Origin of the sequence: Pseudoalteromonas sp. A22 (assembly GCF_018141345.1) — a bacterium.
Taxonomy (GTDB): Bacteria; Pseudomonadota; Gammaproteobacteria; order Enterobacterales; family Alteromonadaceae; genus Pseudoalteromonas; species Pseudoalteromonas maricaloris.
In genome coordinates this window covers 3014786-3041552 of record NZ_CP047238.1, presented here as the reverse complement: position 1 = coordinate 3041552, position 26767 = coordinate 3014786, and the positions used below count along the sequence as shown (strand labels likewise).

Genomic DNA, 26767 nt, shown 5'->3' with positions numbered 1-26767 from the left:
ACTCACTGGTATTTTCATCCAGTGAGTTTGTGCTTGTACCTTTAACTTTTATATAAAGTCTTCATCTCTCATGAAAATGCACCGTATCAAGCTAACTTACCTAAGAGTCTATTGCGCTCGTACTAAATTGTCAAACCAATCTTGACCTCTCGAACCGAGCGACTTTAGTACAATAAGGTCACTCTCACCGTCAGGTAGCTTCAATCTTAAATGCTCATCAAGCGCAATTGCACGCTCCAAATGGCTGCGGATTTCACCCAGCGTCCGGACCATACAATCTAGCTCCTCAGGTAAGCCTTCGCTAAAATCTATACGAGTCTGGTAACAGGCTATATTCCAATGCATACGAGCTCTGACGGACTCACTCATATCTGAGATGGAAAGTGCGCTTTCTAGCAGCTTGATGGCTTCTGCGAGCTTACCATCTCGGCTGAGTGCTCTGGCTTTTATGCCAATTGCTCTTGCATGGTTTGGATGAATGTTGGTAAGAATGTCATCACAAACCTTAATTGCTTCATCGTATTGTGTGTTTGCAATCAATTCCCTAGCGCGTTGGAGTGCGATTTCTACGGTATTCTTACGTGCTATTTCATACTCTTCTTTAACCTTTTGTTGGATGTCATTGAATTCATCTTCGCCAACGTAGCGCTTGTAGGCGCTAGAAACGAGTCCTACACCACCAAAACCGCTTAAAATAGAGAATGAAAAGATTTTAATCCAAGTCCAAAATGCTTTATCAGAACCGGTAATTGAATCGTTTTCCCGCTTCAAATTGTGCTCAACGACCACTTTGATGATACGGTTGATCTCAACGGCGTTATCGTTATGTGCAGATGAGAACATCGCCACGGGAATGAGTATCTCGTCATTGTTTTGATGGTGGGAGTCGTGCTCCCCATTTTGATATGATTTAAATGCATACTTACTGACTGGGCTGAAGTCAGCAGCGCCCGCCATGGTGAGCACACCGATTGCCATAAATGCTGAGATCACACCGGCTAGAATGACACCGAATCCACCTAAGTCCCAATACTCTGGGGCGGCGCTATTCGCACTCTTAAACTTAGGTTTGCGAAACTTATATGACGACGTTGAGCGCATCGCTTGTAAGAGCCCGCCTAAGCTGCCTCCAAGTACCACAACGGCAATAAAAATAGCGTAAAAGCTGATTGGTCCGTATTCCATATTATTATTCTAAGTAACCTGAGCTGGGGATAATTAAAGCCTTGTTACCACTAAAACGCTCTGGCTAGACAAGGGTGTAAATTAAGGGAATTTTGGCTATTTTACATTGAATTTACATGAATGCGTAGAGGGGAGAGCGGAAATTGCTCCTATTTACGACTAGGAGCAATATCCGTGTTACTTGAACTTAAGTTCGGAGCAGAAGCTATTTTACTTCTTTACCGGCGGCTTGCTGATCTGCATGGTAGCTAGAGCGTACAAATGGTCCGCAAGCTGCGTGGCTAAAGCCTATTTCGTCGGCATATTCTTTTAGCCCATCAAACTCAACCGGTGGCACGTAGCGCTTGACTGGCAAGTGGTGCTTTGAAGGTTGCAGATACTGGCCTACGGTAAGCATATCTACGTTATGCTCGCGTAAGTCTCTTAAGACTTCTTCAATTTCAGAGATTTCTTCGCCTAGTCCAACCATCAGGCCTGATTTAGTTCTTACTTCTGGATGCGCTTCTTTAAAGCGGCGTAGTAATTCGAGCGACCACTTATAATCGGCGCCTGGACGCGCTAGCTTGTATAGTCTCGGTGCAGTTTCAAGGTTGTGGTTGAATACATCTGGTGGTGTTTCACTCAAGATTTCAAGCGCTCTATCCATACGACCACGGAAATCAGGCACAAGAATTTCGATTGTAATACCTGGGTTGTGCTTACGGATCTCACGAATACAGTCAGCAAAGTGCTGCGCACCACCGTCGCGCAAATCGTCACGGTCAACAGAGGTAATAACAACATAGCTCAACTTCATGTCTTTGATGGTAAGTGCAAGCTTTTCCGGCTCTTGGGCGTCAGGTTTTAGCGGACGACCGTGGGCCACATCGCAGAACGGACAGCGGCGAGTACAAATTGCACCTAAAATCATAAAGGTTGCAGTACCGTGATTAAAGCACTCAGAAAGGTTAGGGCAAGACGCTTCTTCACAAACAGAGTGCAAGCCGTGCTTTCGCATTGCTTGTTTAATGCCATCGATACGTTCACTTGATTTTGGCAAACGGATCTTTAACCACTCAGGCTTTCTCAGCATTTCTTCGCGTTCTGTTGGCATGACTTTAACTGGGATCAATGCCATTTTTTCAGCATCGCGGAGCTTTACCCCTGGCTCCATTTTGACTGGTTTACTCATACGTTTTCAAACCCTTCAGTGTATTCGACATGCTCAGCATTAATGCGTTTTAGCATGTGTTTTACCAGACCAGCCCCCGCATCAGCGACGGTTTGAGGTCCATTAATTTCGCTACTTTGCACCATATTCATGCCCGCATAACCACAAGGGTTTATTCGTAAAAATGGACCAAGGTCCATATTGACGTTGAGTGCGAGTCCATGAAACGAGCAGCCACGGCGGACTCTAAGTCCAAGAGATGCTATCTTGCTATCGTTGACGTATACACCTGGTGCATCGGCTTTAGCATAAGCCTCTATCCCATATTCTTTTAGGGAGTCGATAATGCTTTCCTCTAGCCAAGTGACAAGTTCACGTACCCCTATTTTCAATCGTCGTAAGTTGAGCAGTACATAAAGCATTTGTTGCCCAGGACCGTGGTAGGTAACTTGACCGCCGCGATCCACTTTTACGACAGGAATGTCACCTGGCGCCAAGACATGCTCTTCTTTACCGGCTTGACCTTGTGTAAAAACAGGCTCATGTTCCACCAGCCAGATTTCATCCGCTGTGGTGTCATCACGCTCATCGGTAAAAGATTGCATTTTGTGCCAAATTGGCTCGTAACGACAAAGGCCGAGTTGGCGCACAATTAACTTGCGAGATTCCATAACTAGGGGTCCTTACCAACTACAGGATGTAACGGACGTCTTCGATGCCACCGATCTCGGTATAAATCTGCTCGATATGCTCTTTGCTGGTTACGGTAACGACAAGAGATACGGCTTCATAGGTGCCTTTGCTGCTCGGTTTAACCTTTGGTGCATAATCCCCCGGTGCAATAACCTGCAGTTTGGCTAGGATCTGATCCGTCAAATTGACATTTGCTAGGCCCATAATCTTGAATGTAAATGGGCAAGGAAATTCTAAGTATTCATCAAACTTAGTATTTTTAACTGGTTTTACCACGACGGTATCCTCACAACGAACTACTTGCTGACGCCTTTATTTGGTTACTTAGTGGCTCTTTCAAGCCTTGAGTTGCCAAGGTCGTCATTTATTGGCCGCATTCTATCATTTTTGGCGCAAAAAAAAAACGCCTCATGATGAGGCGTTCACTTACATAAAATGGGGTTATTGCGAGATCTGTAAACGTAGATAGTCGTAGATCTTGCTAAAGAATCCACCTTCTTGGATCTCTTCAAGCGTAACCAGTGGGTATTGTGCTACATCTTCACCCTCAAGTTGTAGGAACAAAGTACCAACTTTAGTGCCTTTTGCTAGCGGCGCTTCGAGCGTCTTATCTAGCTCAAAGTTAGCCTTTAAGTTCTTGCTTTGACCACGTGGGATAGTGATTGGTGTGTCTTCCATAATGCCAAGCGATACGGTTTCTTTGTTACCCATCCATACGCGCTGATCGGCAAAAGCGTCACCAGCTTGGTAAGGAGTAATGGTTTCAAAGAAACGGAAGCCGTAGTTAAGCAATTTTTTGCTTTCAACTTTACGTGCACGCTCACTCTCTGTGCCCATGACTACTGCAACAAGACGCATATCATCTTTAACCGCTGAAGTAACTAGACTGTAGCCTGCATCTGAGGTGTGGCCGGTTTTTATGCCATCCACTTCAAGGCTTGCATCCCAAAGTAATGAGTTACGGTTATATTGCTTTATGCCGTTGTATGAGAAAGACTTTTTCTTGTATAAAGCGTACTCATCAGGTACATCACGAATAAGCGCCGCCCCGAGTGTCGCCATGTCTCTTGGAGTGGTGTAATGCTCATCGGTGTCTAGGCCATGGCTATTGATAAAGTGACTATTCGTCATGCCTAGCTTTTCAGCATGTGCATTCATCAGATCGGCAAACGCACTTTCACTACCAGCAATGTGCTCGGCCATTGCAACACAAGCATCATTGCCTGATTGAATAATGATCCCGTGGTTTAAGTCATCAACACTGACCTGCTTACCCACTTCGATAAACATCACCGATGAACCAGGAAAATTCTTAGCCCACGCTTTTTCGCTAATGGTGACCTGATCAGATGGACTAATGTTACCTGCCGCGATTTCAGTACCAATAACATAACTGGTCATCATTTTGGTTAAACTTGCTGGCGCTAGCTTAGTATCGGCTTCACCTTCTGCAATCACCTTTCCAGTTGTGAAATCAACAAGGAAATAGCCTTTCGCATTAATCTGCGGCGGCGAAGGAATAATTTGTGCACTAGCACTCATAATAGAGAAAGTGCACACCAGTCCAAGGACTTTTTTAACGATTTTTGGTTTGATAGAAGTCATTATGCTCGCTTTTTTGTTTATCGGCATTCATTGCGGTTATTCTAAAGTTCCTGCTCACTGTAAAGCAAGAAAGCACGACTAAATTGACCTTGTTGTAAGGTTTTTAGTAAAGATTGTGCTTGATTGTCGTCGGTAATTGGGCCGACTCTAAGCTTGTACAGGTTGTTTTCAAACGTGATGGGTGTACCTAACCCCAGTTCTTGTTTTAACTGACCTGCTAATAACTGTATGTTCTCAAGTTTACTGCCAGCAGCAACTTGTACATAGGTTAGCCTTGGAGACTCGCGCGATAGAGTAATGGCTTCGACCTTAACGCGCGCTGTACCCTGAAGGTGATAGCCTAGCTTATAGGCGGCAGCGTAAGATAGGTCGATTAATCTATCGTCGTGAAATGGACCTCGGTCGTTAATTCTAACAATAGCAGAGCGTCCATTGTCTAAGTTTGTTACTTTGGCAAAGCTAGGGAGTGGCAGCGTCTTATGTGCCGCTGTCATATCGAACATATTAAAAATTTCACCATTGGAGGTGTGGTAGCCATGGAATTTACGGCCGTACCACGAGGCAATGCCTTGTTGTTGATACCCATGTTCGTCCGAGATTGGTGTGTAACGTTTTCCAAGAACTGTGTAGGGGCGATTGGCACTCACGCTCTTTTTCTCGTTGGTGACAATGGCATCCTGCATTTCCAGTTCGGTAGGCTCGCGCAGTGGCGCTTTATCATGGCGAATATGATAGCGATTTCCACAAGCGCTGAGCACGCTTAACAGGGCAAATACTAAAACCAGTTTTGAAATTAGGGTAATACGAACTGTCATTATTTTAACAACATCCTCTTATCTGTTGCGATTGCCATAATAATGCCAAAACCGGCCATTAAGGTCACCATCGATGTGCCACCATAGCTAATTAGGGGCAGAGGTACACCGACTACTGGCAAGAGACCAGAAACCATTCCGATATTTACAAAGACATAGACGAAGAAGGTCAACGTCAGTGCTCCCGCAAGCAGCTTACTGAAAGCGTCTTGTGCCTGTACTGCGATATATAATCCGCGACCAATTATAAAAAGATACAAACTGAGTAATATGGTGACACCCAACAAGCCAAATTCTTCGCTCAGCACCGAGAAGATAAAGTCGGTATGGCGCTCGGGTAAAAACTCTAATTGAGATTGGGTGCCATGTAGCCAACCTTTGCCTTCCACGCCACCGGAGCCTATCGCAATTTTCGATTGGATTATATGGTAACCAGAGCCCAGCGGGTCGCTTTCTGGATCTAAAAAGGTCAGAACACGTTGCTTTTGATAGGCATGCATTCCGTAATGCCAAAACGCATAGCCGCCGGGAACCGCGAGTAACAAACCAGAGCCGATTAAACGCCAACTTAACCCAGCTAAAAAGAGCGCAAAAATACCAGAGCTGGCAATTAAAATTGAAGTACCCAAGTCGGGTTGCTCTTTGATCAGGATAGTTGGCACTAACACAATCACAAAGCCGATTGTTAAATTCAAAATACTAGGAGGTAAGTGAGAGCGGCCAATAAACCAAGCGACCGTCATGGGCACTGCAAGCTTCATTATTTCAGAAGGTTGAAAGCGGGTAACACCTAAGTCGAGCCAGCGCTGAGCCCCTTTACTACTGACTCCAAAAAACAGCACGGCGACGAGCATGCCAAGCCCCAAGAGGTAAACCGGAATTGCCACACGCTTAAGTGTATTGGGAGAAAACTGTGCCATAAATAGCATGGCGACTAGTGCACCAAACATTCGTGTGCCGTGGCGCATCATCATGCCCATATCTTGTCCACTAGCACTATACACAATTGCGAGACTACCAATCATCATAGTGATCAAGGCTGCAAATAACGGTAGGTCGATATGGACTTTTTCAAATAGCGAACGCGGCTTATTCAGCGGGCTCATTGCTGTTGCTCCTTCTCAAGCGGGTAGGCTGAAAAGTAATAATCCATCACTTGGCGTGCCATTGGCGCTGCGATAGCACTACCACCACCTTGGTTTTCTACAACCACAGTGATAACAATTTGAGGGTCATCAAAAGGTGCAAAACCCACGTAGATACCATTGTCTCTGTGTTTTTCTTTCAGCTTCTCGGCATTGTACCTTTCGCCTTGAGCAATACTGATAACTTGCGCGGTACCTGTTTTACCAGCGTGATCATAGGTCACGCCCTTAAATGCACTTTTCGCGGTACCTATTTTTACTGTGTTGTGCATGGCTTTTAACGCGATATCCCAGTGATAAGGATTTTTCAACACAACAGGCGGTTTTTCTTCCGTAAATAATTGTTCTACTTCAGTGTCTTGCTTAGAAATTTGTACTAAGTGAGGTTGGCGGTGTATGCCTTTATTGACCAAAATGCTCAGCGAGTTCGCTATTTGCATTGGAGTGGCAGTCCAGTAGCCTTGTCCTATCCCAACAGAAATCGTATCTCCCGGGTACCACGACTCTTTAAAACGTTCTCTTTTCCATTCAACGGATGGCAAAATGGCGGAGGTTTCTTCATGAATATCGATACCCGAAAGCTCACCAAAGCCAAACTGGTTCATAAAGTCGCTAATTTTAGTTATGCCGAGTTTATATGCAGCTTCATAAAAATAGGTGTCGCAAGACTGCTCAATAGCCTTATACACATCAACATGCTCATGGCCCCAAGGACGCCAGTCACGCCATTTATGTTTTACATTGGGAATTTGAAAAAAGCCGGGGTCCCAAATTTTGGTTGTTTCGGTGACAACACCTTCTTCCAGCGCAAGCACCGCGAGATGGGGTTTCACTGTGGAAGCAGGTGCATAACGGCCTTGAGTTGCACGATTGATAAGTGGTCTGTCTGGGTTGAGCAAGGCTCGGTAGTCTTTGCCGCTGATCCCGTGAACGAACAGATTCGGGTCGTAACTTGGGTTAGAATAGAGCGCTAAAATTCCACCATCGCGTGGATCCATAACGATGATCGCGCCTCGGGTGTCTTTTAGCACATGTTGGACGATTTGTTGCAAGCCGATATCGAGCGTTAGCACCAAGTCTTTACCTGGTTGTGGCGTTTCCATGCTTAATGTGCGAATGATACGGCCGCGATTATTCACCTCGACGCGGCGAGAGCCCACAATACCGTGTAGCTGTTCTTCATAAAACTTCTCGACACCGAGCTTACCGATATCATGGGTGGCACGATAGTTCGTGTCTTTGCCTGCTAGTTCTAAGTCAAAGAGTTCCTCTTTATTGAGCTTTGCGACATAGCCAAGGGCATGAGTGAGGGTATCGCCATAAGGATAATAACGGGACAATCGAGCTTCAACGCTAAAGCCGGGTAAGCGGTGTTGGTTAACCGAGAGGATCGCAACTTCTTCTTCATTCAGACGACCCTTTAGTACTTGGCTTTTGAAGCGGCGGTTATGCTTGATTTCCTTTTTGAAATCTTCTACTTCTTGCTCAGAAATTTCGATGAGTTGACGTACAGAAGCTAATGATGCTTCGAGATCTTCGACATCTTCAGGGATCACTTCAAGGTTGTAAACGGGGCGATTTTCGGCGAGCAACACACCATTGCGGTCGTAAATCAGACCACGGTTAGGGGCGACCGGAATGACTTTTATACGGTTATCGTTGGAGCGGGTGCGATAGGTCTCGTGCTCGGTTACCTGAAGCTTATAGACATTGTGAAACAAGATCCCAACAATAATAACGACAAAAACAAAGCCGACAAAGGCCCGTCTCGCAAAGAGGTTAGCCTCGGCAGAATGATCCCTAATCGTCGGCCGTTTTTTTATCATTATTATTCTCTGTGGTAAGGATGATTGTTATTTAAACTCCAGCCGCGATACAAGCTCTCGGCAACCACTATACGCACCAAAGGGTGGGGTAGAGTTAAGTTTGATAATGACCATTTTTGTTCAGCTGCAGCAATACATTCTGGAGCAAGCCCTTCAGGGCCGCCAATCAGTAAGCTAACATCGCGACCGTCCAACTGCCACTTTTCCATATTGCTCGCAAGTTGGTGTGTATCCCATGGCTTGCCAGTCACTTCTAAGGTTACGATCCGATTGCCTTTTGGAATAGCGGCTAAGGTTTTTTCACCTTCTTGTTGCAAAATGCGTTTAATATCTGCGTTTTTCCCCCGTTTGCCAGCGCTAATTTCAATTAACTCCAGTGGCATATCTTTGGGAAAGCGTCTTTGATATTCGGTGAAGCCAGTTTCAACCCACTTCGGCATTTTGGTACCTACTGCAATGAGTTGGATCTTCACATTAGCCCCACAGCTTTTCTAGGTCATAAAAATCACGGGTTTGGTCTTGCATTACGTGAACAACAACGTCACCCAAATCAACCAATACCCACTCACCAACGTCTTGACCTTCTTGGCCAATTGGTGTTTCTCCAGCATGACGTGCTTCTTTTGCGACATGATCGGCAATCGATTGTACATGGCGTTTTGAAGTGCCTGTACAGATCACTAAGTAATCGGTGATTGAAGAAGTTTCGCGAACGTCGAGCTTAACAATATCACGCGCTTTCATATCATCTACTTTGTCTAGCGCGAAATCTAATAACTGTTGTGAATCCAAGTTTTTGTCTCTGTATTTCAAATAATCGGCGATTTTAACATGCTTTATGGGGTTAATCAGCATACAAGCCATGGCTATTTATATAATCTATGACAGAAGCGGGCAGCCAATGTTCCAAATATTCTTTGTCATGCTGTGCAATTGCAGCTCTTATTGTACTCGATGCAATGTCTTTTTGCTCACCGTGAAGGAAATAGCAGTGTCCAGCATTGCTGGTTTGGAGCTTATTTAAGTTATTTGTGCGTGCTTTGACCAAGTAAGCCGAGACTTTAGCATCTGGTGAGCAATGTTCATTTGGGCGTTGATACACCACCAGATGACACAACTTTGTGATTTCTTGCCATTGATACCAAGTGTGCAGGCTATTAAACGAGTCCATACCCATTAAAAATAAAATCGGTTGGTCCTGATATTCGTTACGTAGCTCTTGCAGTGTTAGCAGGCTGTAAGAGGGTCCTTGTCGGTCAAGCTCACGTCTATCAATAACCAGTTTTTGTTGCCCTGATAACAAATTAGCAAGCATCGCTAGGCGATGCTCGTCACTGATGCTGGGCTTTTGTTTATGAACCGGTATGGCACAAGGTAAAAATTTTAACTCAGCCAGACTTAGCTCGTCGACGCAGCGCATCGCCATATTTAAATGGCCCAAATGCGGAGGATCGAAAGTACCACCAAACAAAGCAATCATACATGCTCACTCTGGCTAATTGGTAACGGCATTGCTATAGGTGTAGCAAAGGCCAGTGCGATGTGTGCTAGAGCTTGATATGGCGCAGTGAGTCTTGCTTCTTTATATGCGGTATCAAAGTCTGCCATCATACAGAGCAACTGTTTCATCTGCTCTAGCGTTAATCTGTCTAACGCTTGCTGCGTGATGGTTTGCTGATTTTTCCAGACATTATGCTTTTTATAGGCATCCGCAAGCGTAGTGCCGGTTTGCCACAAGGTTTTAACACCTAGCAGGGTGCGTGCTTGGTTTTGCAAGGTCCAGAGAATACTCGCGGGCTCTACATTATCACTGGCGAGCTTATTCAATACTTTGATGATTTGTTTAGGGTTGCCACTTAGCAATCCGGTATTTAAATCAAAGATATCGAACTTAGATTGATTTAATAAGCCGCTCAGCAATTGCTGTTCATCAACCGGGTTTTTACCAAATAGTAAGGAAAGTTTTTCGAGCTCCTGATGCGTTGCAAGCAAGTTGCCTTCTGTGGCGACGAGCAGGGCACGCTTGCCTTGTGGTGACATAGACAGCTTCAGCCGCTTACATTCATCATCAAACCAGCGTTCAAGATGACGGCCCGTTAATGCATAGCAAGGGACAAACAGGCCTTTAGGCTCTAATGCTTTGAACCAAGCGGTGCGTTGAATGTCTTGACCTGCGCCCAGCCCTTTAAAAATAACAACGACATCTGGATTGACCTGTTCGGCCAAAGACTTTAAAACCGTAACACCTTGGGTAGGAACTTTTTGCTCGTTAAAGTCGAACTCGATGAGCGTACGTGCACTGAACAAAGACATGCTGTTGTACTGCGCACTGAGCTCTTGCCAGTCAAATCCCGGAAGTAGAGCAAATTTAATGACTTCGTCAAAACCTTGCTGCTTGGCTGCGGTTCGTATGGCAAGTGCACATTCGCCTTGCTGAAAGGGTTCTTCACCAAAGACCAGATAAAAAGGGGCAAGCCCTTTACTTAGGTAATTGGAGAGTTGATTGGCATAACAGCGCATTACAGTTGCGACAACTCTCGAATAATACGTTGGCTTGCAAGACGGCGCATCTCGGTTAGGATCAGCTCAAGCTCTTTTGCCTTTGCTAGCGCATTGTCTGGGTCGTCCTGATAGTTACGATACAGCTCGAACATTTGTTTAACGGGTTCTTGGCCCGGACGACTCAATCGGTACGACACGCGATACGCCAGTTCATACTGAGCAACCTGACCATTTTTGAACAAACTGAGTGTTTGACGTTCAAGTGAGTCATTGTACAAGTACAACTCAGCAGCCTGTTTGGTATTTTTTGGTGTAAGGGATACCTGAGCGCGCTGAAGATCGGACTGTAGCTGTTCAAACAAGGCTGAGCGCTTGTCGTCACCGCTTAAGGTGATTTCTTTTAGATCGTCAGGAAGGTAAGAGGCTTGCTTGAGGTGAAAACCGCAGCTCGCCACGAAGAAGCAAGCTAGCAAAACTGCTAGCTTGCTGGTGTGCCAAAATAGGCTACGCATCTTAGTTTGCAACCACATTAAGTAGCTTACCAGGAACATAGATCACCTTACGGATGGTCTTGCCGTCAGTAAACTTAGTGACGTTTTCTTCGCTAAATGCAATCGCTTCAACTTGTTCTTGCGTTGCATCTGCCGCCACGGTGATTTTAGAGCGCAGCTTGCCGTTGACTTGTACAACGATAAGCTTTTCATCTTCAACTAGTGCGCTTTGGTCGACAATAGGCCATGCCGCATCCAAGATATCACCAGCCTTGCCAAGCTCAGCCCATAGCTCGTGACACATGTGCGGTGTGATAGGCGCAAGCATGATCACCATAGCTTCTAGTGCTTCGTTGGCTAGTGCAATGTCCTGCTCATCGCTCAGTGGCGCTTTGATAAGCTTATTTGAAAGCTCCATCACCGCCGCAATTGCCGTGTTGAACGTTTGGCGACGTTCGATATCGTCTGTCACCTTTGCAATGGCTTTGTGGATGTCGCGACGTAGCGTCTTTTGCGCTGCATTTAGTTTGCTTAAATCAAGCTCGGCAGTACCTGCTTGCTTTACGTCAACCGCGTATTTCCAAATACGACGAAGGAAACGGTGCGCACCTTCAACGCCTGAGTCAGACCATTCAAGCGTTTGTTCTGGTGGAGCCGTAAACATCATGAATAAGCGAACTGTGTCAGCGCCGTATTGCTTAATAACCGTTTGCGGGTCAATACCATTGTTCTTCGACTTAGACATTTTGCTCATGCCTGCAGAGAATACCGGCTCGCCGTCTTCTTTATGCCACGCTTTAGTGATGCGGCCTTTGTCGTCAGTCTCAGTTAATACGTCAGTTGGTGCGATCCAAATGTCGCCGCCTTTCTCGTCTTTGCGGTAGTAAGTGTCCGCAAGTACCATGCCTTGACATAGTAGACGCTCAAATGGCTCATCAGAATTCACTAAACCGAAATCACGCAGCAACTTGTGGAAGAAGCGCGAGTACAACAAGTGCAAGATAGCGTGCTCAATACCACCAATATATTGGTTTACTGGTAGCCAGTAGTTTGCAGCACCTGGTTCAAGCATACCTTCATCGTAGCGTGGGCTACAGTAACGTGCATAGTACCAAGATGATTCCATAAAGGTGTCGAATGTATCGGTTTCGTGGAATACCGCTTCACCGTTTATTGTTGCTTTTGCCCACTCAGGATCTGCTTTAATCGGTGAAGTTACCCCATTCATGACTACGTCTTCAGGTAGACGAACAGGAAGCATGTCTTCAGGTGCCGCAAGCTCAGAACCATCTTCTTTGTTCAACATTGGGATTGGCGAACCCCAGTAACGCTGGCGGCTCACACCCCAATCGCGAAGACGGAAGTTTACTTTACGTTTACCCACGCCAAGTGCTTCTAGTTTAGTCGCGATGGCGTTAAATGCGCCTTCAAAGTCTAGGCCATCGAACTCGCCAGAGTTGATAAGCGTGCCTTTTTCGGTAAACGCTGCTTCGGCCAGATTGGCTTCTACTTCTGCGCCGGCTAGAGGCTGAATAACTTGTTTGATCTCAAGACCATAAGCGGTTGCAAACTCATAATCACGTTGGTCGTGACCCGGTACTGCCATCACGGCACCTGAGCCGTAATCCATCAGTACAAAGTTAGCTACCCAAATTGGCACTTCTTGCCCTGTGAGTGGGTGGATAGCCGTAAAGCCAGTTGCGATACCTTTTTTCTCCATTGTTGCCATATCCGCTTCGGCAACTTTGGTGTTCTTGCACTCTTCAACAAAACGAGAGATCGCATCGCTGTTTTTCGCCGCTTCTTGAGCGATTGGGTGACCTGCCGCAACTGCCACATAAGTCACGCCCATAAAGGTATCAGGACGGGTGGTGTATACGGTGAAGCTTTCGTCGTTGTCGGCACGTTTAAAGTCGATTTCAACGCCTTCTGAGCGACCAATCCAGTTACGCTGCATGGTTTTAACTTGCTCAGGCCAGTGGTCAAGCTTGTCTAAGTCATCCAGTAACTCTTGTGCATAATCGGTGATCTTAATAAACCATTGTGGAATTTCTTTTTGCTCGACAATGGCACCAGAGCGCCAACCTCGGCCGTCAATAACTTGCTCATTTGCAAGTACCGTTTGGTCAACTGGATCCCAGTTTACCGTTGACATCTTTTTGTATACTAAGCCTTTTTCGTAAAGCTTAGTGAAGAACCACTGTTCCCACTTATAATATTCAGGGTGACAAGTCGCGATTTCACGATCCCAGTCGTAACCAAAACCAAGTAATTTAAGCTGGTTGCGCATGTAGTCGATATTTTCGTAGGTCCATTTCGCCGGTGCGGTATTATTTTTAATTGCCGCGTTTTCAGCTGGAAGACCAAACGCATCCCAACCCATAGGTTGCATAACGTTTTTGCCTTGTAGGCGTTGGAAACGAGAAACCACATCACCAATGGTGTAGTTACGTACGTGACCCATGTGGAGGCGACCACTTGGATATGGGAACATTGAGAGACAGTAGTACTTCTCTTTACTTTCGTCTTCGACAACTTTGAAGGTATTGTTTTCTTCCCAGTACGACTGTACTTTGGCTTCGATATCTTGCGGGTTATATTGCTCTTGCATCTAGGTTTCCAAACATCTGGCAAAATTAATAGAAAATTGCTCGATAGCATACCCGAAATTGGCCAGCAATCACAGCACCTAAAGTGGAATTATTTTAGTCGATTGCCACGGACTAAAGGTGGTGTCGAAGTGGAGATAAACGACGCGAAGACCAGCAGCGGTAAAAGGGGAAATTTTGTGCTGTTGCAAGTAAGAGTTATTATCACTTACTATTGCTAAATATCGAAAGAAGTTTGAGAATTCCCTTGATAAAATTGTGGTTACGCCGTGCTCACCTAGTAATGGCGCTAGTATCTGGTGCGTTTATTATTTGCTTAAGCTTAACTGGGGCACTGCTTATATATGCCAAAGATATTCAATATCTTACTCAGCCTCAGTTGTGGCGAGTTGAGCCACAGTCTGAGCCTCTTGGGGTAGAGCAAATAGTCACCTCAGTTGAATCTACAACCGCTGAAAAAGTTTCACTGTTTATGCCTGAGCAGCAACCGGATTTGGCATGGCAACTGAAGTTGTCTAGCGGTGATTATGTTAGCGTTAACCCCTACAGTGGCAAGATCCTTCATCGCTACCAGTATTACTCTACGCTATACGGTTTTACGATGGCGCTACACCGTTGGCTGTTGTTTGAAGATGCTGACAACAAAAAGCCGCTTAGAGACTGGGTATCTATTTGTGCACTTGTACTCATTATTGAGTTAGTGTTGGGCTTTTATCTTTGGGTAAAGCCTAAAAATCGCTTGAAACGGCTAGTGATAAAACCAAAAGCTAAGCTAAGGATCCTGCTTTATCAGTTACACACCGTATTGGGGGTATATTTGCTTTTACCTATACTGCTCATTGCCTTCAGTGGTATGGCGTTTAACTGGCAGCCGCAAACTAAGGCTGTGGTTGAGTGGTTGAGCTTTGACGAGGTCGAAGCAAGACCAAAACCGCCCACTATTGCGGTTAATTTTCACGGCTTACCCTATGATTTAAATAGCGCTACAACACGCGCGAAATCTATCTTCCCAGACAGTCAGCTGTTCCGTATCTATATGCCTGACAAAGCGTCCGACAGCATCGCTTACAGAGTTCAAAACCCAGGCGAAAGTCATGCCTACAGCTGGGTTTGGGTAAATCCTTATAACAGTGAGGTGGTAGCGCAATATGATGCGTCACAAGCGGGGATCGCTACGCAAGTTTGGAACTTTAAGTACAAGTTTCATATTGGTGATTTTGCTGGTCCCATCGTGCAATTTGTTTGGTTAATACTTGCCTTAGCTCCGACCTTTCTCACGATATCCGGCCTGTATTTTTGGCTACAACGTCATCGCAAGAAGAGGTAATTAACTTCACTCTAAGTTACTGTTATGTAGATATAATTGCAAAAAGTGGCGTAGAGTAGAATAATTTTTTAGTAAAGGGTAATGCAAATTATTCACATTTGCCTTGTTTTTACTGAGGTTTGCCAATATTATATTGCCGCTTTTTACATCATTATTATTCTAAATCCAGCAAGGATAACCATGTTAAAAACTACTCTCAGTATGGTAGCGTTGGCTGTTAGCGCAGCAGCCATTGCAGACGATACCAATGTTAAAGATCTTCAAGCAGCAGATATGGAGCATATCGTGGTCTCGGGCAGTCGTGTGTTTGAAAGCATTGATGAAGTGCCTGCCTCCATTACGATAATTAATCAAAAACAAATTGAAGATCATTTAAAAGTAAATCCAGAACTACAAAGTTTGTTATCTCAAATCGTTCCTGGTCTTGCTCCGGATACGGGTAGTTCAAGTAATACAGGGCAATCATTGCGTGGACGTGCGCCTCTGGTGATGATTGACGGTGTACCTCAGTCTACGCCACTGCGAAATGGTTCTTTGGGTGTAAAAACACTCGATCCAAGTGCCATCGCGCGCATAGAAGTGATCAAAGGGGCAACCTCAATTTATGGTAATGGTGCTTCAGGTGGGATCATTAACTACATCACTAAGCAGGCCAAAAGCGATGGCAAACCAGAAGGTGAAATTAGCCTATCTAGCCGCTTTAGCGCAGTAAAGCTTGCAGAGAGTGCTGGTGCTCGAATTGCGGGCGCGATTAATGGCCGCGTTGACCAATTTAGTTATTTAGTCACGGCAAGTTATGAAGAAAATGGTGTTCAGCGTGATGCTGAAGGCGATATTCTGGGTTTACAGTATGGTCTGTCGGATACTGTGACAGAAAACTACTTTACTAAGCTTGGCTATGACTTTGATGAAGACAAGCAACTGCAATTTAGCTATAACTTCTACAGTTCACAGCAAAAAACGGACCTAGGTGATGTGTTTGGCAACATCAATTTAGGTGAAAAATCTTACGCTATTCACGTGCCACCAGCTCAGCAGAAACAAGGTAAGCCACAAGGGCCAGAAGGTAATGAAAACATTACGTTGAAATACACCGATATAGAAGTTTTTGCTAATACACAAATGACGCTTGATGCGTATATGCAAGACATTGAGAACGTGTTCTTCTTCTCTCCAAGCTTAGCAAACCCTGATGAAGGATACACTGGCGGTCAATCTATTATCCGTTCTGAAAAAAAGGGCGCGCGTGCGACATTTAATACCTTGGTTGATTTTGACAATGTCCAAGCTACCTTCATTTATGGTATTGATGCGTTGAATGATGTGACCTCACAGCCACTTGTTGATGGTCGTATTTGGGTGCCAGAAATGGACATGGAAAGCATAGCAGGTTACCTACAGACCAAGTGGATTGTTGCCGATGACCTAGTGTTAAAAGCGGGAGTGAGACAAGAAAGTATTGATCTTGCGGTAGCTGATTACCAAACACTAAAACTTTGCCGTTCAGCGGACCAGTGCTCTGTGCCACTTAACGTGAAAGGCGACACCATTGACTATGACGCCACAACGTACAATGTGGGTATTAAATATAACGCAAATGAAAAGTTTAGCCCATTCGCCAGTTACTCGCAGGGCTCTGATATCTCGGATATTGGCCGTCTGCTGCGCAGTGCAACGGTAGAAGACATTGGTCAAATTCAAACAGAAGCATCGATTGTTGATAACTACGAAATCGGCTTTAACTCTCAATTTGAGACGTTACGATTTGAATTTGCGGCATATAGAAGTACGTCTGAGTTTGGTACAACGAATAAATTCAATGAAGTAACTGGAGTTTATGAGCCTGTTCGAGCACCACAAAAAATATGGGGTTATGAGGCACTTGTCGATTACAAAATCAACGACACGCTAAAGCTCATTGCCACATATAGCTATGTAGAGGGTAAAGATACTGAAGCCGATACTTATCTTGGCTCTAGACAAATTAGTCCACCAAAGCTTACGGCAAACCTAAACTGGCAGCCAGTTGATGCGTTATCGATGACATTAAGCTGGTTACATGTCGGCGACCGTAAACGTTTCGAGCGGAACGATAAAGGCAACTATGTTGGAGATCAGGGTCCAATTGACAGCTATAATGTGGTTAACTTTAGTGGTCAATATCAATTCGACCAAAGTTGGCAAGCGTTTGTTGGTATTGAGAACCTATTTAACTCAGACTACTTCCCAGCTCGCGCACAAGCCTATACGTACGGTGGCTATAACATTAAAGGCCTTGGTACAACAGCAACCGTTGGCGTGAAGTATCGTTTTTAAGCTAATAGCAATGACTTTTGGCTTCATAATCTGAAGCCAAATGGGTTTGCTGAGCACCAAGTTCAGCAAACCCTAATACAATGAATGGTATATCTGGTCTACACTTAATCTATTGGCTAAACAGGAGTGTAGCAATGGCGGATTATCAAAAATGGCTGGATCAATTTTCCGATTGGCTCAAAGACGTCAAAGAACATGAAATTGACGATTTATCTAAGCGATTCTGGGAAGCGCAGAGCGCACTGAAAGACTACACCAAACAAACCTATGATGATTATAGTTACTATCTAAAACGTGACTTGGAACATCTTCTCGAAAACAAATCCTTCTATGATGAAGCGGCTTGGAGTGAGCTCAAAGCCAATATCTTATTTGAAATATCCCAATTAGAAGATAGAACTCAACTTGAGTGGTCCGCACTTTTAAAAGATTTTGAACACCAAGGCATTTATAAAGAAGGTGAATGGATAGCTTTGGGACAATTAGTGTGTAAGAATTGTGGCTATAAATTAGATGTTTATTATGCCATCAAGATCCCAGCTTGCAGCGAGTGCGGGCATGGGGAATATACTAGAAAAGCATTAGCGCCCTAAAGTGTGGGCGCTCAGCTTGGAAGCACCAAGCTGAGTAGACTAACGTATGCGAATAATACAAAGAAGTTAGAATGACCAAATCTAAATTGTCGTCTGAAAAAGCACTGCCTGCGAGCCAGCTCGCGCCATCAGTTTCGTTGACTCACATAGAAAATTGTATCCAAAACCCTTACCCAGAAGCGCTGCCATTTATTGGCCAGCAGCGCGCTCAGACCGCGCTAGACTTTGCCTTGGGAATGGAGCTTCCCGGTTATAATGTGTATGTCATGGGAGAAGCGGCGCTGGGTCGTTTTACCATGGTAAAAGACAAGCTTGAGGCCCATAGTAAAACTAAGCCAACGCCTAAAGAATGGCTGTACGTCAACAACTACGACGACCACCGCGAGCCTATCGCGTTATTTATGCAGGCGGGTGAAAGTAAGCAGCTTGAGGCCGATATTGACGCCTTTATTGATGAGATCTTAGATACTTTTCCTGCAGCTTTTGACAACCCGGGTTATCAACGCAAGAAAAAATCGCTAGATAAAGAATTCGAACAAAAATACGATGCTGCGATCACCGCTGTTGAGCAACAAGCTATGAATATGAGTGTTGCACTGATAGAAGATACGGGGACAGTTGGCTTTGCTCCTGTGGTCGATGGTAAGCAGCTCAGTGATACGGAGTTTTCGGCACTGGACGAGCATGTTCAGGCACACTTTTTAACCGCAATTGAAACATTAGAAGATGCCCTAATCGAGTCGCTTATTGAGCTGCCCAGGTGGAAGCGTGAATCTTCTGAGCGCTTGCGTAATCTTAAAAAAACCACTATCGAAGTGGCGACCAAACCGCTATTAAAAGCGCTTGAGCATAAGTATGCCGCACACATTGGCGTGCTGCGTTATCTTAAAGATCTGAAGGTTGAAATTGTCGATGCGGTATTAGATTGGCTAGACGACGATAGTAGCAACAGCGACGAAAACAAAGATGACTTTGACTCAAAGGGAATGCTCACGGACTTTTTTGCGCCCAATATTCTGGTTGAGTTTAAAGAGGACGACCCAGCGCCTGTGGTGTATGAGCCAAATCCGACCTTTGGTAATATTTTTGGTAAGGTGGAGTATGCAACCTCTCAAGGTAATTTGATCACCAGCTATCGCTCTATTCAAGCCGGTGCATTGCACCGCGCCAATGGCGGCTATCTGATCATGGATGCTGAAAAGGTCATGGCTAACGCGCAGGTGTGGGATGGCCTTAAACTGTCGTTAAAAACCCACCAAATTAAAAATGACCTACCGTATCAAGACAATTCGGTGGGCAGCAGCTTTACCTTAAAGCCGCAGCTAATTCCGTTGGATGTCAAAATTATTCTTTTGGGTTCGCGAGACCTGTATTACACCATTGGTGAATACGATGAAGAGTTTGCAGAGCTATTTAGAGTGCTGGCCGATTTTGATTACTATTTACCAAGCTCGGACAAAATGCAGTACCAATTTATCACCAAGGTGATGGAATACTGTAATGATACCTTGAAGATTGAGCTTAGCTCAGCGGCGCTGGCACGTATGCTTAAATTTAGCTATCGCCAAGCGGAGCATCACAGCAAGCTTTCGGCGCGTTTTGCTGATGTTTTAGAGTTGGTAGCAGAAGCCAGTTTTTATGCCAAGCAAGATGGCGTAAACCAAATTGCTGCTAATCACATCGATGAAGCGATAGCTGGAAAAGAATATCGAACAGGACAGTTAAGTGAAAACATGCTCAGCGATATTCAAGAAGGGCATACCTTGATTGCAACTGAAGGCACCGCAATTGGTAAGGTAAACGGCCTGACCGTACTGCATATTGGTGACACTGCATTTGGTACGCCTGCGCGTATTACCTCTACGGTATACGCGGGTGCTGACGGGGTGATTGACGTTGAACGTGAGGTAGATTTAGGTAAGTCAATTCACTCAAAAGGCGTGATGCTGCTTACGGGTTACCTAGGTAACAAGTATGCGCAAGACTTTAGCCTGACGCTTAGCGCAAATATCGCCATTGAACAAAATTATGGTTTTATTGACGGTGATAGCGCATCACTTGCAGAACTTTGTGCGCTGCTATCGGCGGTGACGCAACTCCCCGTGGATCAATCATTAGCGCTCACCGGCTCAATTAACCAACACGGTGAAGTACAAGCCATTGGTGGTGTAAACGAAAAAATCGAAGGTTTCTTTAAACTCTGCAAAATGCGAGGCCTCACAGGTAAGCAAGGGGTGATCGTCCCTGAATCTAACAAGGTCAACTTAGTGTTAGATGATGAAGTGATTGCAGCTGTTGAAAAAGGCTTATTCCATGTCTATGCCGTTGCCACAGTAGATGAAGCGCTTAGCTTGTTAATGGATAGACCAGCAGGAGAGCTCGGTGACGAAGGCTATCCCGAAAACAGTATCAATGCAGTAGCAATGGCGAAGCTTGAGCGTATTGCAAAAGTAGTAAACGGCGATGATGACAAAGGAGAAGAAAACCATGACGACAACTAATATTATCCTCGTTATTGTTGCGCTGGTGATTGCGATGGTGTTTTTTCGAGGTGGTCAGAAACAAAAACAGCTTGCGCAGTTTAATAGAATTCAAGCGGCTGACTTTTTGAAAGAAAACGAAAAGCGCACAGAGGTTCATAAAACTGACTCAGGTCTTCAGTACGAAATAATCACTCAAACTGACGGTGGCAAACAGCCAAATGCAACGAGCAAAGTTAAAGTGCATTATCATGGCACTTTACTTGATGGCTCCGTATTCGACAGTTCGGTACTGCGTGACCAACCCATCAGCTTTGGACTTAATCAAGTGATCCCAGGTTGGACCGAAGGCGTGCAGTTGATGAGCGAAGGGGATAAATACCGCTTTTGGATTGGTCCGGACTTAGGCTATGGTGACCGCGCAGCAGGTAAAATCGAACCGGGTTCGTTATTAGTGTTTGAAGTTGAGCTGCTCGCGGTAGAGTGATGTTCTCAAAGCGATGAGGCTCTAGCAGCTATCTTTATTTGCCCAAGCGTGATTAACCATCGCTACAATTGTTAAAGTGGGCTGCTAGAGAGGAATGATGTTATTTAAGCTCAGGTTATTTAACCTGAGGTTTGGATAAGGAATGTTCCAACTCATTGTTGCTAAAGCACAACTTGGTTTTTTCCTTGTCTAGCCAGAGAGTTTTAGGGAAAACACCGCTTCCGCGTCCTGCTCTCGCTAAGGTACCTACATCCTGTAGGCAAGGCGAATTTACGCACCAATAGCTGGCTATTGGAAGTGAATTCAACGCAGTTAGCGCTAAAACTAGCTGCTAGAAAGGCATTAATTATCCGCAGCTCAGGTTATTTAGAACCATCCTGTGCTGATTTTGTGACAAGGACGTCACAGAGAACATTTTTGAAGATGTGTATGCCAGCAGCTAATGCTCCGAAAATGAGTAGGTTTGGAGTTAGTGGGTCATCTTCCAATAAATAGTTATTCAATAATGCTATTAGTAACATCATGATGACTACGAAAATAAGTGGTTTCACACTATGTTTATCAATACTTTTCTTAATCTCTTCCTCTGTCATCGTTCCCTCTTAGGTTGTAGCTTTAACTATTTAAAATAGTTGGAGAATTAATGGATTGGTATTACTGCTTACTTGTTTCTTTTATCTGAGTAGCGACTGAGTAGCATATTGGCGACCTGTTGCTTTACGGCCCGTTTGTCGTGGGGGTCAACGCCAAAACGTTCCGCCAGTAGTGCGATTTCTTCATCGGTTAGATTGAAGGATAAGCGTTGCCGAGTTTTCTTCGATTTAACTTCTAAATCAAGGATCTTTCTGATCATATCGGATGGCGTTAGCTCTTCGTCTATTGCCTGTTTTTTAATACTTTTTTGTACTTCCGTGGTTAAATCGAAGGCCATTTGTGTGGCCCTCAATGCCACTTCTTGACGTTTCCACTTGTCTTCTCTTGTGGTCACGAGTTCGCTCCAGGAAATAGGTCGACAATATCGCTCAGTGGGCGACACATGGTTAGTGACACGTCGGTTTCTCCTCCATCCCAGATCTCGATATTGATAGCGAACTTTTCGTCAGGACTAAGTAACTCGATAACTTCACATACTTCGCCACTTTCATCTTGATAGCGTGGCAAAGCGCGGCCGCGATAATCGCTATCGTAAAAATAGCAAACGTAGGGCGCTTCACTTTGTTGATAGCTTTTACCTAAAAATCGCTCGAAAATCTCTGGAGTAGCGTGGGTGTCGATGTGGGTCAGTGCTTCTTCATCGAAAATACGCGCAAATTCATCAAGCGTAAAAATAGCGTCGACGTCTTCTCTTTGGATTTTGATAGAGAAATTCGCGTATTCCTCACCGTCACTTTGTTCAATTTGCAAAAAAGTAATGTTACCTGAATCACTTTCGAGAACAAATTCATATGCAGCGCTGCGTTCAAATTGGTAAGTTTGTACGCCAACCACGTTTAGGGTTTGTCCCTTGAGCCAGCTAGGGTAAGCGAATGAATCGATGATGGTGAGCATGTCCCCAACTTTCAGATCTTTTGCATGAGTAAGTTGTCGCTCAGGAGTTTTTTTTGATTTAAAAAAGCCAAACATAATGCACCTACATAATCAAAAAGGGTAAAAAGGAGGCGAGGCCTCCTTTTTCTAATCAGCAAATATTAGTTGCTTTGTTTAGCTCTAATACGTTCAAGAATATCATTACTCTTTTGCGTAGAGCCAATTCCCGCTTCTGCCATTTTGGCTTTTAGATCTGCACCCGTTGCAGCAGCTTCAAGCTCTTTTGCCGCAGCCAGTTGATCTTGCCTATCTTGCTGGCGTTGCTTGATACGCTCAAGCGACTGACGTGCATTTACCATAGATGACGCATTGGTATTTAGCGTACTGTTTACTGCCATGGTTGCTTTTTGAACGCTGTCTGTGGTTTTTACCATTGTCAGCTGGCGTTGGTTTTCTTTAATCGTTTTTTCAGCTTCTTTGATCTGCTGTTTTAACAGGATCACATGTTTACTAAAGCCGTCTAGCACTTGCTGATGCTCTGCGCGCTCAACTTCAAATTCACCGATTTTCTCTGCGATTTCTACCGCTAAAGCTTCGTTACCTTTTTCGAGCGCTTGTCCAGCATAGTTTTCATGCTCGATAATGCTTTCGTCAAGTGCAGCTAATTTGCGTTTTGTCTGCATCTCTTTCGCCATTACTTCTGTTAAGCTCTTTTTGGCTTTAGCTAATGCGTTTTGTGCGTCAGCAATTTCTTGCTCAAAAATACGAATGCCATTTGCATCAACAATTGACTCTCCAACTTCTCTAGCGCCACCACGAACAGCAGTAAATAATTTCTTTAAAATACTCATTTCACAACTCCAATATTATTCATTCAAATACACAGTCACTGCATCTAATGCTTCGATTGCATTGTCCGCTAGGGTGACCAGTTCGTGCGTGATCTCATCAATTGAGGAGGAAACGGCTAGAGCACCAAATATCGCATACTGCTCATCAATTTTAGCAAACGCACTCAGCGGGATCGGCACATTCAGTTTTAATAGTGCTTCATTTAACTCGTTTAGCAACTCAGGCTTTACCTCATTCTCTTTAAATAGGTAACTAATGCATACAAGTTGTTCTTCAGTCTGAGTCACAAAAATTGGTAATTCGTCATTTCCGTCAACAATCACTTGCAATACATCTTGCTCGCCTTCATTGGCGATTAAGAAAGATTCGAAGTTAGCACCTTCTGTTTCAAATGATGCTAATTTGATTGATAGTTCATTTAATTCCATCTTCATTTACCTTTTTTGTTTTGACATATTATGTCTGAGTTAAGAGTTGCACGTAAGACATAATATGTCAATGGCCGTGCGCTAATTTTTATACAACTCATCTTCTGTTTGCCATGCTTGGCGATAATAATCGTATAGTCTCCCTGTTCCTAACTGGTTGACTTCAATATCTTTTGCTCCATCAAAAAAGCGATTTGGGAAGGCGAAAGTCGCGAGTAAATACTCTTTGTTTATCCAGTTACTTGGGACTGGTAAAGACTCGACTGCCCGGATCCTAGCACTTGCTGGTTGTCCTGTTCTCGTTGCGATTGTCCATCCCCACTGGCCAAATGAGGGAATATTCTGTTGGTATTGCTCAACATGCGTAAACCCGGCATGTTTTACCGTTTTGGCTATACTAATAAACGCTTTTTTGGCGTGATAGGGAGACGTTGACTGAATAGCGAGTGCACCATCGGGTGCCAGTAATTGACGCACATGATTATAAAAGTAGTCGCTATATAGCTTATTCAAATCAGGGTGATTAGGGTCGGGTAAGTCGATAATGATAGTGTCAAATTGCCTACCTTGGTCAAGCATTTTTTCTACTTCTAAAAATGCATCTGCAACGATAACCGTTGCTCTTGGGTCATTTAAGGCGTCGCCATTTAAATGAGTTAATTGACTGGTGATATGTGGTCTAGCAGGGTAAGGCTGCCCTTGTAGTCCAAATAATGAAAGTAGTTGTCCATCCAAATCAATTAAGGTTGCATTTTCGACAGGCCACTCCAGTACATCTCGAAGTGCTAGACCATCTCCGCCGCCAATGATTAATACCTTTTTACGACGGTTGGATGCCAGCATCGCAGGATAAACGAGCATAGTGTGATAGATCTGTTCATCCACAGATGAAAACTGTAATCGACCATTTAAGAATAAATCGTTAATTGGCATCGGTTGTGCGCGGCTCAATCGCTCAGTGATGACAACATGTTGATACTTCGTTGACTCTGAATAGATCACCTTGTCTTTGTATAGCACATTGCTGAGGTCTTTCATCCAAAGAGAGCCATGGCTCAGGATGACAAAAAAGATACCAAGTAGAACAAAGTGGCAAGCAAACAGCAGCTTAGCGAAGCGGACATGAGCATGGTAACGCCATAGGAAGATAAGTCCTGCAATGATATTAAATAGCGCAGTCCACGCGGCTGCTTGCATTATTGGCAGCGCAAGCATAATCGTGACCCAAATGGCAGCACCAACACCAGCACCGATATAATCTGCACCGTAAATGGTACCTGCGTTATTTTCAAGGAAGCGGCCATACACTTGTTGACGGATCCTAGCGATCAGCGGAATTTCCATGCCAATTAAAATGCCTAGAATGAGGCCGAAAACATAAGGTAAAAATCGGGCAAATGCTTGTAATTGCGCAAATGGCATGCCATCTAAGACACTATCGGGAGGCAGGCTGTAAAGGCTAGAAAGTGTATGGGGCAGGGTATAGGTAAGTGCAATAACACTGGCGATCACCAAAATACTGCTCATGCCGAGTAGCGCGATTAGGCTTTCAAGCCATGCAAACGCGGTAAAAGGATCTTTGAACCAGCGTGCTAAAAATGCGCCAATGCCCATGGCCACGATCATAGTGCCAATCATGGCATAAATCGCGCTTTCTACAGAGCCTAAAACGCGACCAGCATAATGAGAGAGTAAATATTCGTAGATTAGGCCGCAACCGGCCAAAATAGCCATGACGCCAATAAGTAAGGTGTCGTGACCGAACAACGACCAGTTGCCGGTCACTCTTGCTGAAGTTTGTGGTGCAGATGCGCTCAAGGGTTATGCACCTAACAAACTAGCCATAGTCGTACCAATCGCAAAAGAAAGCGCGGCTGAGATTGCAGCAACACCAACATTCTTTTGTCTGTTCACTTCATCGGAAATATCTTTACCCGCAAGAATAATTTTTATCATGACGAGATGTAAGACGATGAAAAGCACAATGCTACCCAGTGCCGCAATACTCCAGTACAGTAGGCTTGAGTTAATGTTGTCCGCTACATACGGCGCTAAACCGGACGCTGCAGTCAGTGCTAGTGCTGAGCCGATTAAAAAGCCCGCGTAGCGGATCCCGACAGCGATATTGTTATCTTTGATTGCTTGCTGTAAACAGTCGCCACTTTTGTTAGTGCGCTTAAATAGTTGTACTCGGTATTGGCTCACAAGCAACATACAAATATTACCAATAATGAAGGCAGCAACCACAATCGGTAAACCGTACCAGCCCTCTGTGAGTACCCAAAGCAAAGCTGAGCGGATCACAATAGCAACGCTCACCACATGGCCAAAATCAATCAGTGCTGAGGTGACATTACCTTTAACGATTTCGTCATGAAGGTTCACCTTGCGTAGCGCGACTTTGTCTTGGAAAAAGTGGCCGAGTTTGATAAGAATGATACCAACGATACCATAGCCCGCCATTTGTAGCGCTTCTTGAGCCAAAGAACTGGCAAAAGCACCACTTGAAATACCTGAAATTACGATGGCCAAACCTGCTAAACCACCAGCAAAACTGAGGCCAAATGCAAAGTTGTCTTTTTCTGTGATTTCATCGTTTGCGTGAAGGTTAGATACCCAACCTTTGATGTATTTTAAGCTAACAAACAACGCGACGATCACCGCCATATCTATTAGCAATGCTTGAAAAGTCCAAGCTGTTAATCCGTTAAATTGGTACATGTGTTAACTCCGCTA

General features: G+C 44.6%; 26 protein-coding genes. 5 read left to right on the top strand and 21 right to left on the bottom strand.

Features of this window, described 5'->3' with window-relative positions; genetic code table 11:
- Positions 1–108: 108 nt before the first annotated feature.
- The 14 genes from GSF04_RS18580 to leuS all read right to left on the bottom strand — a co-directional run bounded on the left by GSF04_RS18580 (position 109) and on the right by leuS (position 14023).
- Positions 109–1185: a tetratricopeptide repeat protein gene (locus tag GSF04_RS18580; RefSeq protein WP_211858323.1), complete on the bottom strand. Its 1077-nt coding sequence runs from the start codon at positions 1183–1185 to the stop codon at positions 109–111.
- A 205-nt stretch (positions 1186–1390) separates the two neighbouring features.
- Positions 1391–2356: a lipoyl synthase gene (lipA, locus tag GSF04_RS18575; RefSeq protein WP_017216358.1), complete on the bottom strand. Its 966-nt coding sequence runs from the start codon at positions 2354–2356 to the stop codon at positions 1391–1393.
- The gene (gene lipB, locus GSF04_RS18570; protein ID WP_174169868.1) at positions 2353–3006 is read right to left on the bottom strand and encodes a lipoyl(octanoyl) transferase LipB; all 654 of its coding nucleotides are present in this window, start codon (positions 3004–3006) and stop codon (positions 2353–2355) included. Before lipB ends, lipA begins: the two co-directional genes overlap by 4 nt.
- A 19-nt stretch (positions 3007–3025) precedes the next feature.
- Entirely contained in the window at positions 3026–3304 is a 279-nt protein-coding gene (ybeD, locus tag GSF04_RS18565; RefSeq protein WP_010606146.1) for a DUF493 family protein YbeD, read from the bottom strand.
- Between the two features lie 165 nt (positions 3305–3469).
- Complete coding sequence (locus GSF04_RS18560; protein WP_102057334.1) at positions 3470–4633, bottom strand: serine hydrolase; 1164 nt, start codon at positions 4631–4633, stop codon at positions 3470–3472.
- 41 nt (positions 4634–4674) lie between these two features.
- Positions 4675–5448 carry a septal ring lytic transglycosylase RlpA family protein gene (locus GSF04_RS18555; protein WP_211858320.1) on the bottom strand — a complete coding sequence of 258 codons (774 nt, stop codon included), beginning with the start codon at positions 5446–5448 and terminating at the stop codon, positions 4675–4677.
- Positions 5448–6554, bottom strand: a complete 1107-nt coding sequence (rodA, locus tag GSF04_RS18550) for a rod shape-determining protein RodA (RefSeq protein WP_017216356.1) — start codon at positions 6552–6554, stop codon at positions 5448–5450. Before rodA ends, GSF04_RS18555 begins: the two co-directional genes overlap by 1 nt.
- A complete protein-coding gene (gene mrdA, locus GSF04_RS18545; protein ID WP_039493678.1) occupies positions 6551–8419 on the bottom strand; it encodes a penicillin-binding protein 2 in 1869 nt (622 codons plus the stop codon). Before mrdA ends, rodA begins: the two co-directional genes overlap by 4 nt.
- A gap of 2 nt (positions 8420–8421) precedes the next feature.
- A complete protein-coding gene (gene rlmH, locus GSF04_RS18540) occupies positions 8422–8892 on the bottom strand; it encodes a 23S rRNA (pseudouridine(1915)-N(3))-methyltransferase RlmH (RefSeq protein WP_010372039.1) in 471 nt (156 codons plus the stop codon).
- 1 nt (position 8893) lies between these two features.
- Positions 8894–9211: a ribosome silencing factor gene (gene rsfS / locus GSF04_RS18535; RefSeq protein WP_010372036.1), complete on the bottom strand. Its 318-nt coding sequence runs from the start codon at positions 9209–9211 to the stop codon at positions 8894–8896.
- Between the two features lie 52 nt (positions 9212–9263).
- Positions 9264–9899 (bottom strand): nicotinate-nucleotide adenylyltransferase, encoded by a 636-nt coding sequence (gene nadD, locus GSF04_RS18530; protein ID WP_211858318.1) that lies wholly within the window; start codon positions 9897–9899, stop codon positions 9264–9266.
- Complete coding sequence (holA, locus tag GSF04_RS18525) at positions 9896–10939, bottom strand: DNA polymerase III subunit delta (RefSeq protein WP_211858316.1); 1044 nt, start codon at positions 10937–10939, stop codon at positions 9896–9898. The genes nadD and holA overlap by 4 nt, the downstream gene beginning before the upstream one ends.
- Positions 10939–11451, bottom strand: a complete 513-nt coding sequence (gene lptE / locus GSF04_RS18520) for an LPS assembly lipoprotein LptE (RefSeq protein WP_010606155.1) — start codon at positions 11449–11451, stop codon at positions 10939–10941. The genes holA and lptE overlap by 1 nt, the downstream gene beginning before the upstream one ends.
- Positions 11435–14023, bottom strand: a complete 2589-nt coding sequence (gene leuS, locus GSF04_RS18515) for a leucine--tRNA ligase (RefSeq protein ID WP_211858314.1) — start codon at positions 14021–14023, stop codon at positions 11435–11437. The genes lptE and leuS overlap by 17 nt, the downstream gene beginning before the upstream one ends.
- A gap of 281 nt (positions 14024–14304) precedes the next feature.
- Between leuS and GSF04_RS18510 the strand changes: the two genes are divergently transcribed.
- From GSF04_RS18510 to GSF04_RS18490, 5 genes are all read left to right on the top strand, one after another.
- On the top strand, positions 14305–15348 hold the full coding sequence (locus GSF04_RS18510) for a PepSY-associated TM helix domain-containing protein (RefSeq protein WP_249122505.1): 1044 nt from the start codon (positions 14305–14307) through the stop codon (positions 15346–15348).
- Positions 15349–15528: 180 nt separating this feature from the next.
- Positions 15529–17664 carry a TonB-dependent receptor gene (locus GSF04_RS18505; RefSeq protein WP_211858312.1) on the top strand — a complete coding sequence of 712 codons (2136 nt, stop codon included), beginning with the start codon at positions 15529–15531 and terminating at the stop codon, positions 17662–17664.
- Between the two features lie 134 nt (positions 17665–17798).
- Positions 17799–18257: a hypothetical protein gene (locus tag GSF04_RS18500; protein ID WP_017216346.1), complete on the top strand. Its 459-nt coding sequence runs from the start codon at positions 17799–17801 to the stop codon at positions 18255–18257.
- Between the two features lie 71 nt (positions 18258–18328).
- Complete coding sequence (locus tag GSF04_RS18495; protein ID WP_211858310.1) at positions 18329–20758, top strand: AAA family ATPase; 2430 nt, start codon at positions 18329–18331, stop codon at positions 20756–20758.
- Positions 20745–21224 carry an FKBP-type peptidyl-prolyl cis-trans isomerase gene (locus GSF04_RS18490; RefSeq protein WP_211858308.1) on the top strand — a complete coding sequence of 160 codons (480 nt, stop codon included), beginning with the start codon at positions 20745–20747 and terminating at the stop codon, positions 21222–21224. The genes GSF04_RS18495 and GSF04_RS18490 overlap by 14 nt, the downstream gene beginning before the upstream one ends.
- Positions 21225–21586: 362 nt before the next feature.
- On the opposite strand, the gene GSF04_RS18485 is transcribed toward GSF04_RS18490, so the two are convergent.
- From GSF04_RS18485 to GSF04_RS18455, 7 genes are all read right to left on the bottom strand, one after another.
- A complete protein-coding gene (locus GSF04_RS18485; RefSeq protein ID WP_211858306.1) occupies positions 21587–21817 on the bottom strand; it encodes a hypothetical protein in 231 nt (76 codons plus the stop codon).
- Positions 21818–21885: 68 nt separating this feature from the next.
- The gene (locus GSF04_RS18480; RefSeq protein ID WP_130125892.1) at positions 21886–22212 is read right to left on the bottom strand and encodes a hypothetical protein; all 327 of its coding nucleotides are present in this window, start codon (positions 22210–22212) and stop codon (positions 21886–21888) included.
- Positions 22209–22847, bottom strand: a complete 639-nt coding sequence (locus GSF04_RS18475; protein ID WP_211858304.1) for a DUF4178 domain-containing protein — start codon at positions 22845–22847, stop codon at positions 22209–22211. The genes GSF04_RS18480 and GSF04_RS18475 overlap by 4 nt, the downstream gene beginning before the upstream one ends.
- Before the next feature lie 65 nt (positions 22848–22912).
- Positions 22913–23602 (bottom strand): PspA/IM30 family protein, encoded by a 690-nt coding sequence (locus GSF04_RS18470; protein WP_010371996.1) that lies wholly within the window; start codon positions 23600–23602, stop codon positions 22913–22915.
- A gap of 15 nt (positions 23603–23617) precedes the next feature.
- Positions 23618–24031 carry a DUF2170 family protein gene (locus GSF04_RS18465; RefSeq protein ID WP_010371994.1) on the bottom strand — a complete coding sequence of 138 codons (414 nt, stop codon included), beginning with the start codon at positions 24029–24031 and terminating at the stop codon, positions 23618–23620.
- 81 nt (positions 24032–24112) lie between these two features.
- Positions 24113–25765: a polyamine aminopropyltransferase gene (locus GSF04_RS18460; RefSeq protein WP_249122504.1), complete on the bottom strand. Its 1653-nt coding sequence runs from the start codon at positions 25763–25765 to the stop codon at positions 24113–24115.
- 87 nt (positions 25766–25852) lie between these two features.
- Positions 25853–26752 carry a DUF350 domain-containing protein gene (locus GSF04_RS18455; RefSeq protein ID WP_039493655.1) on the bottom strand — a complete coding sequence of 300 codons (900 nt, stop codon included), beginning with the start codon at positions 26750–26752 and terminating at the stop codon, positions 25853–25855.
- Positions 26753–26767: the final 15 nt, after the last annotated feature.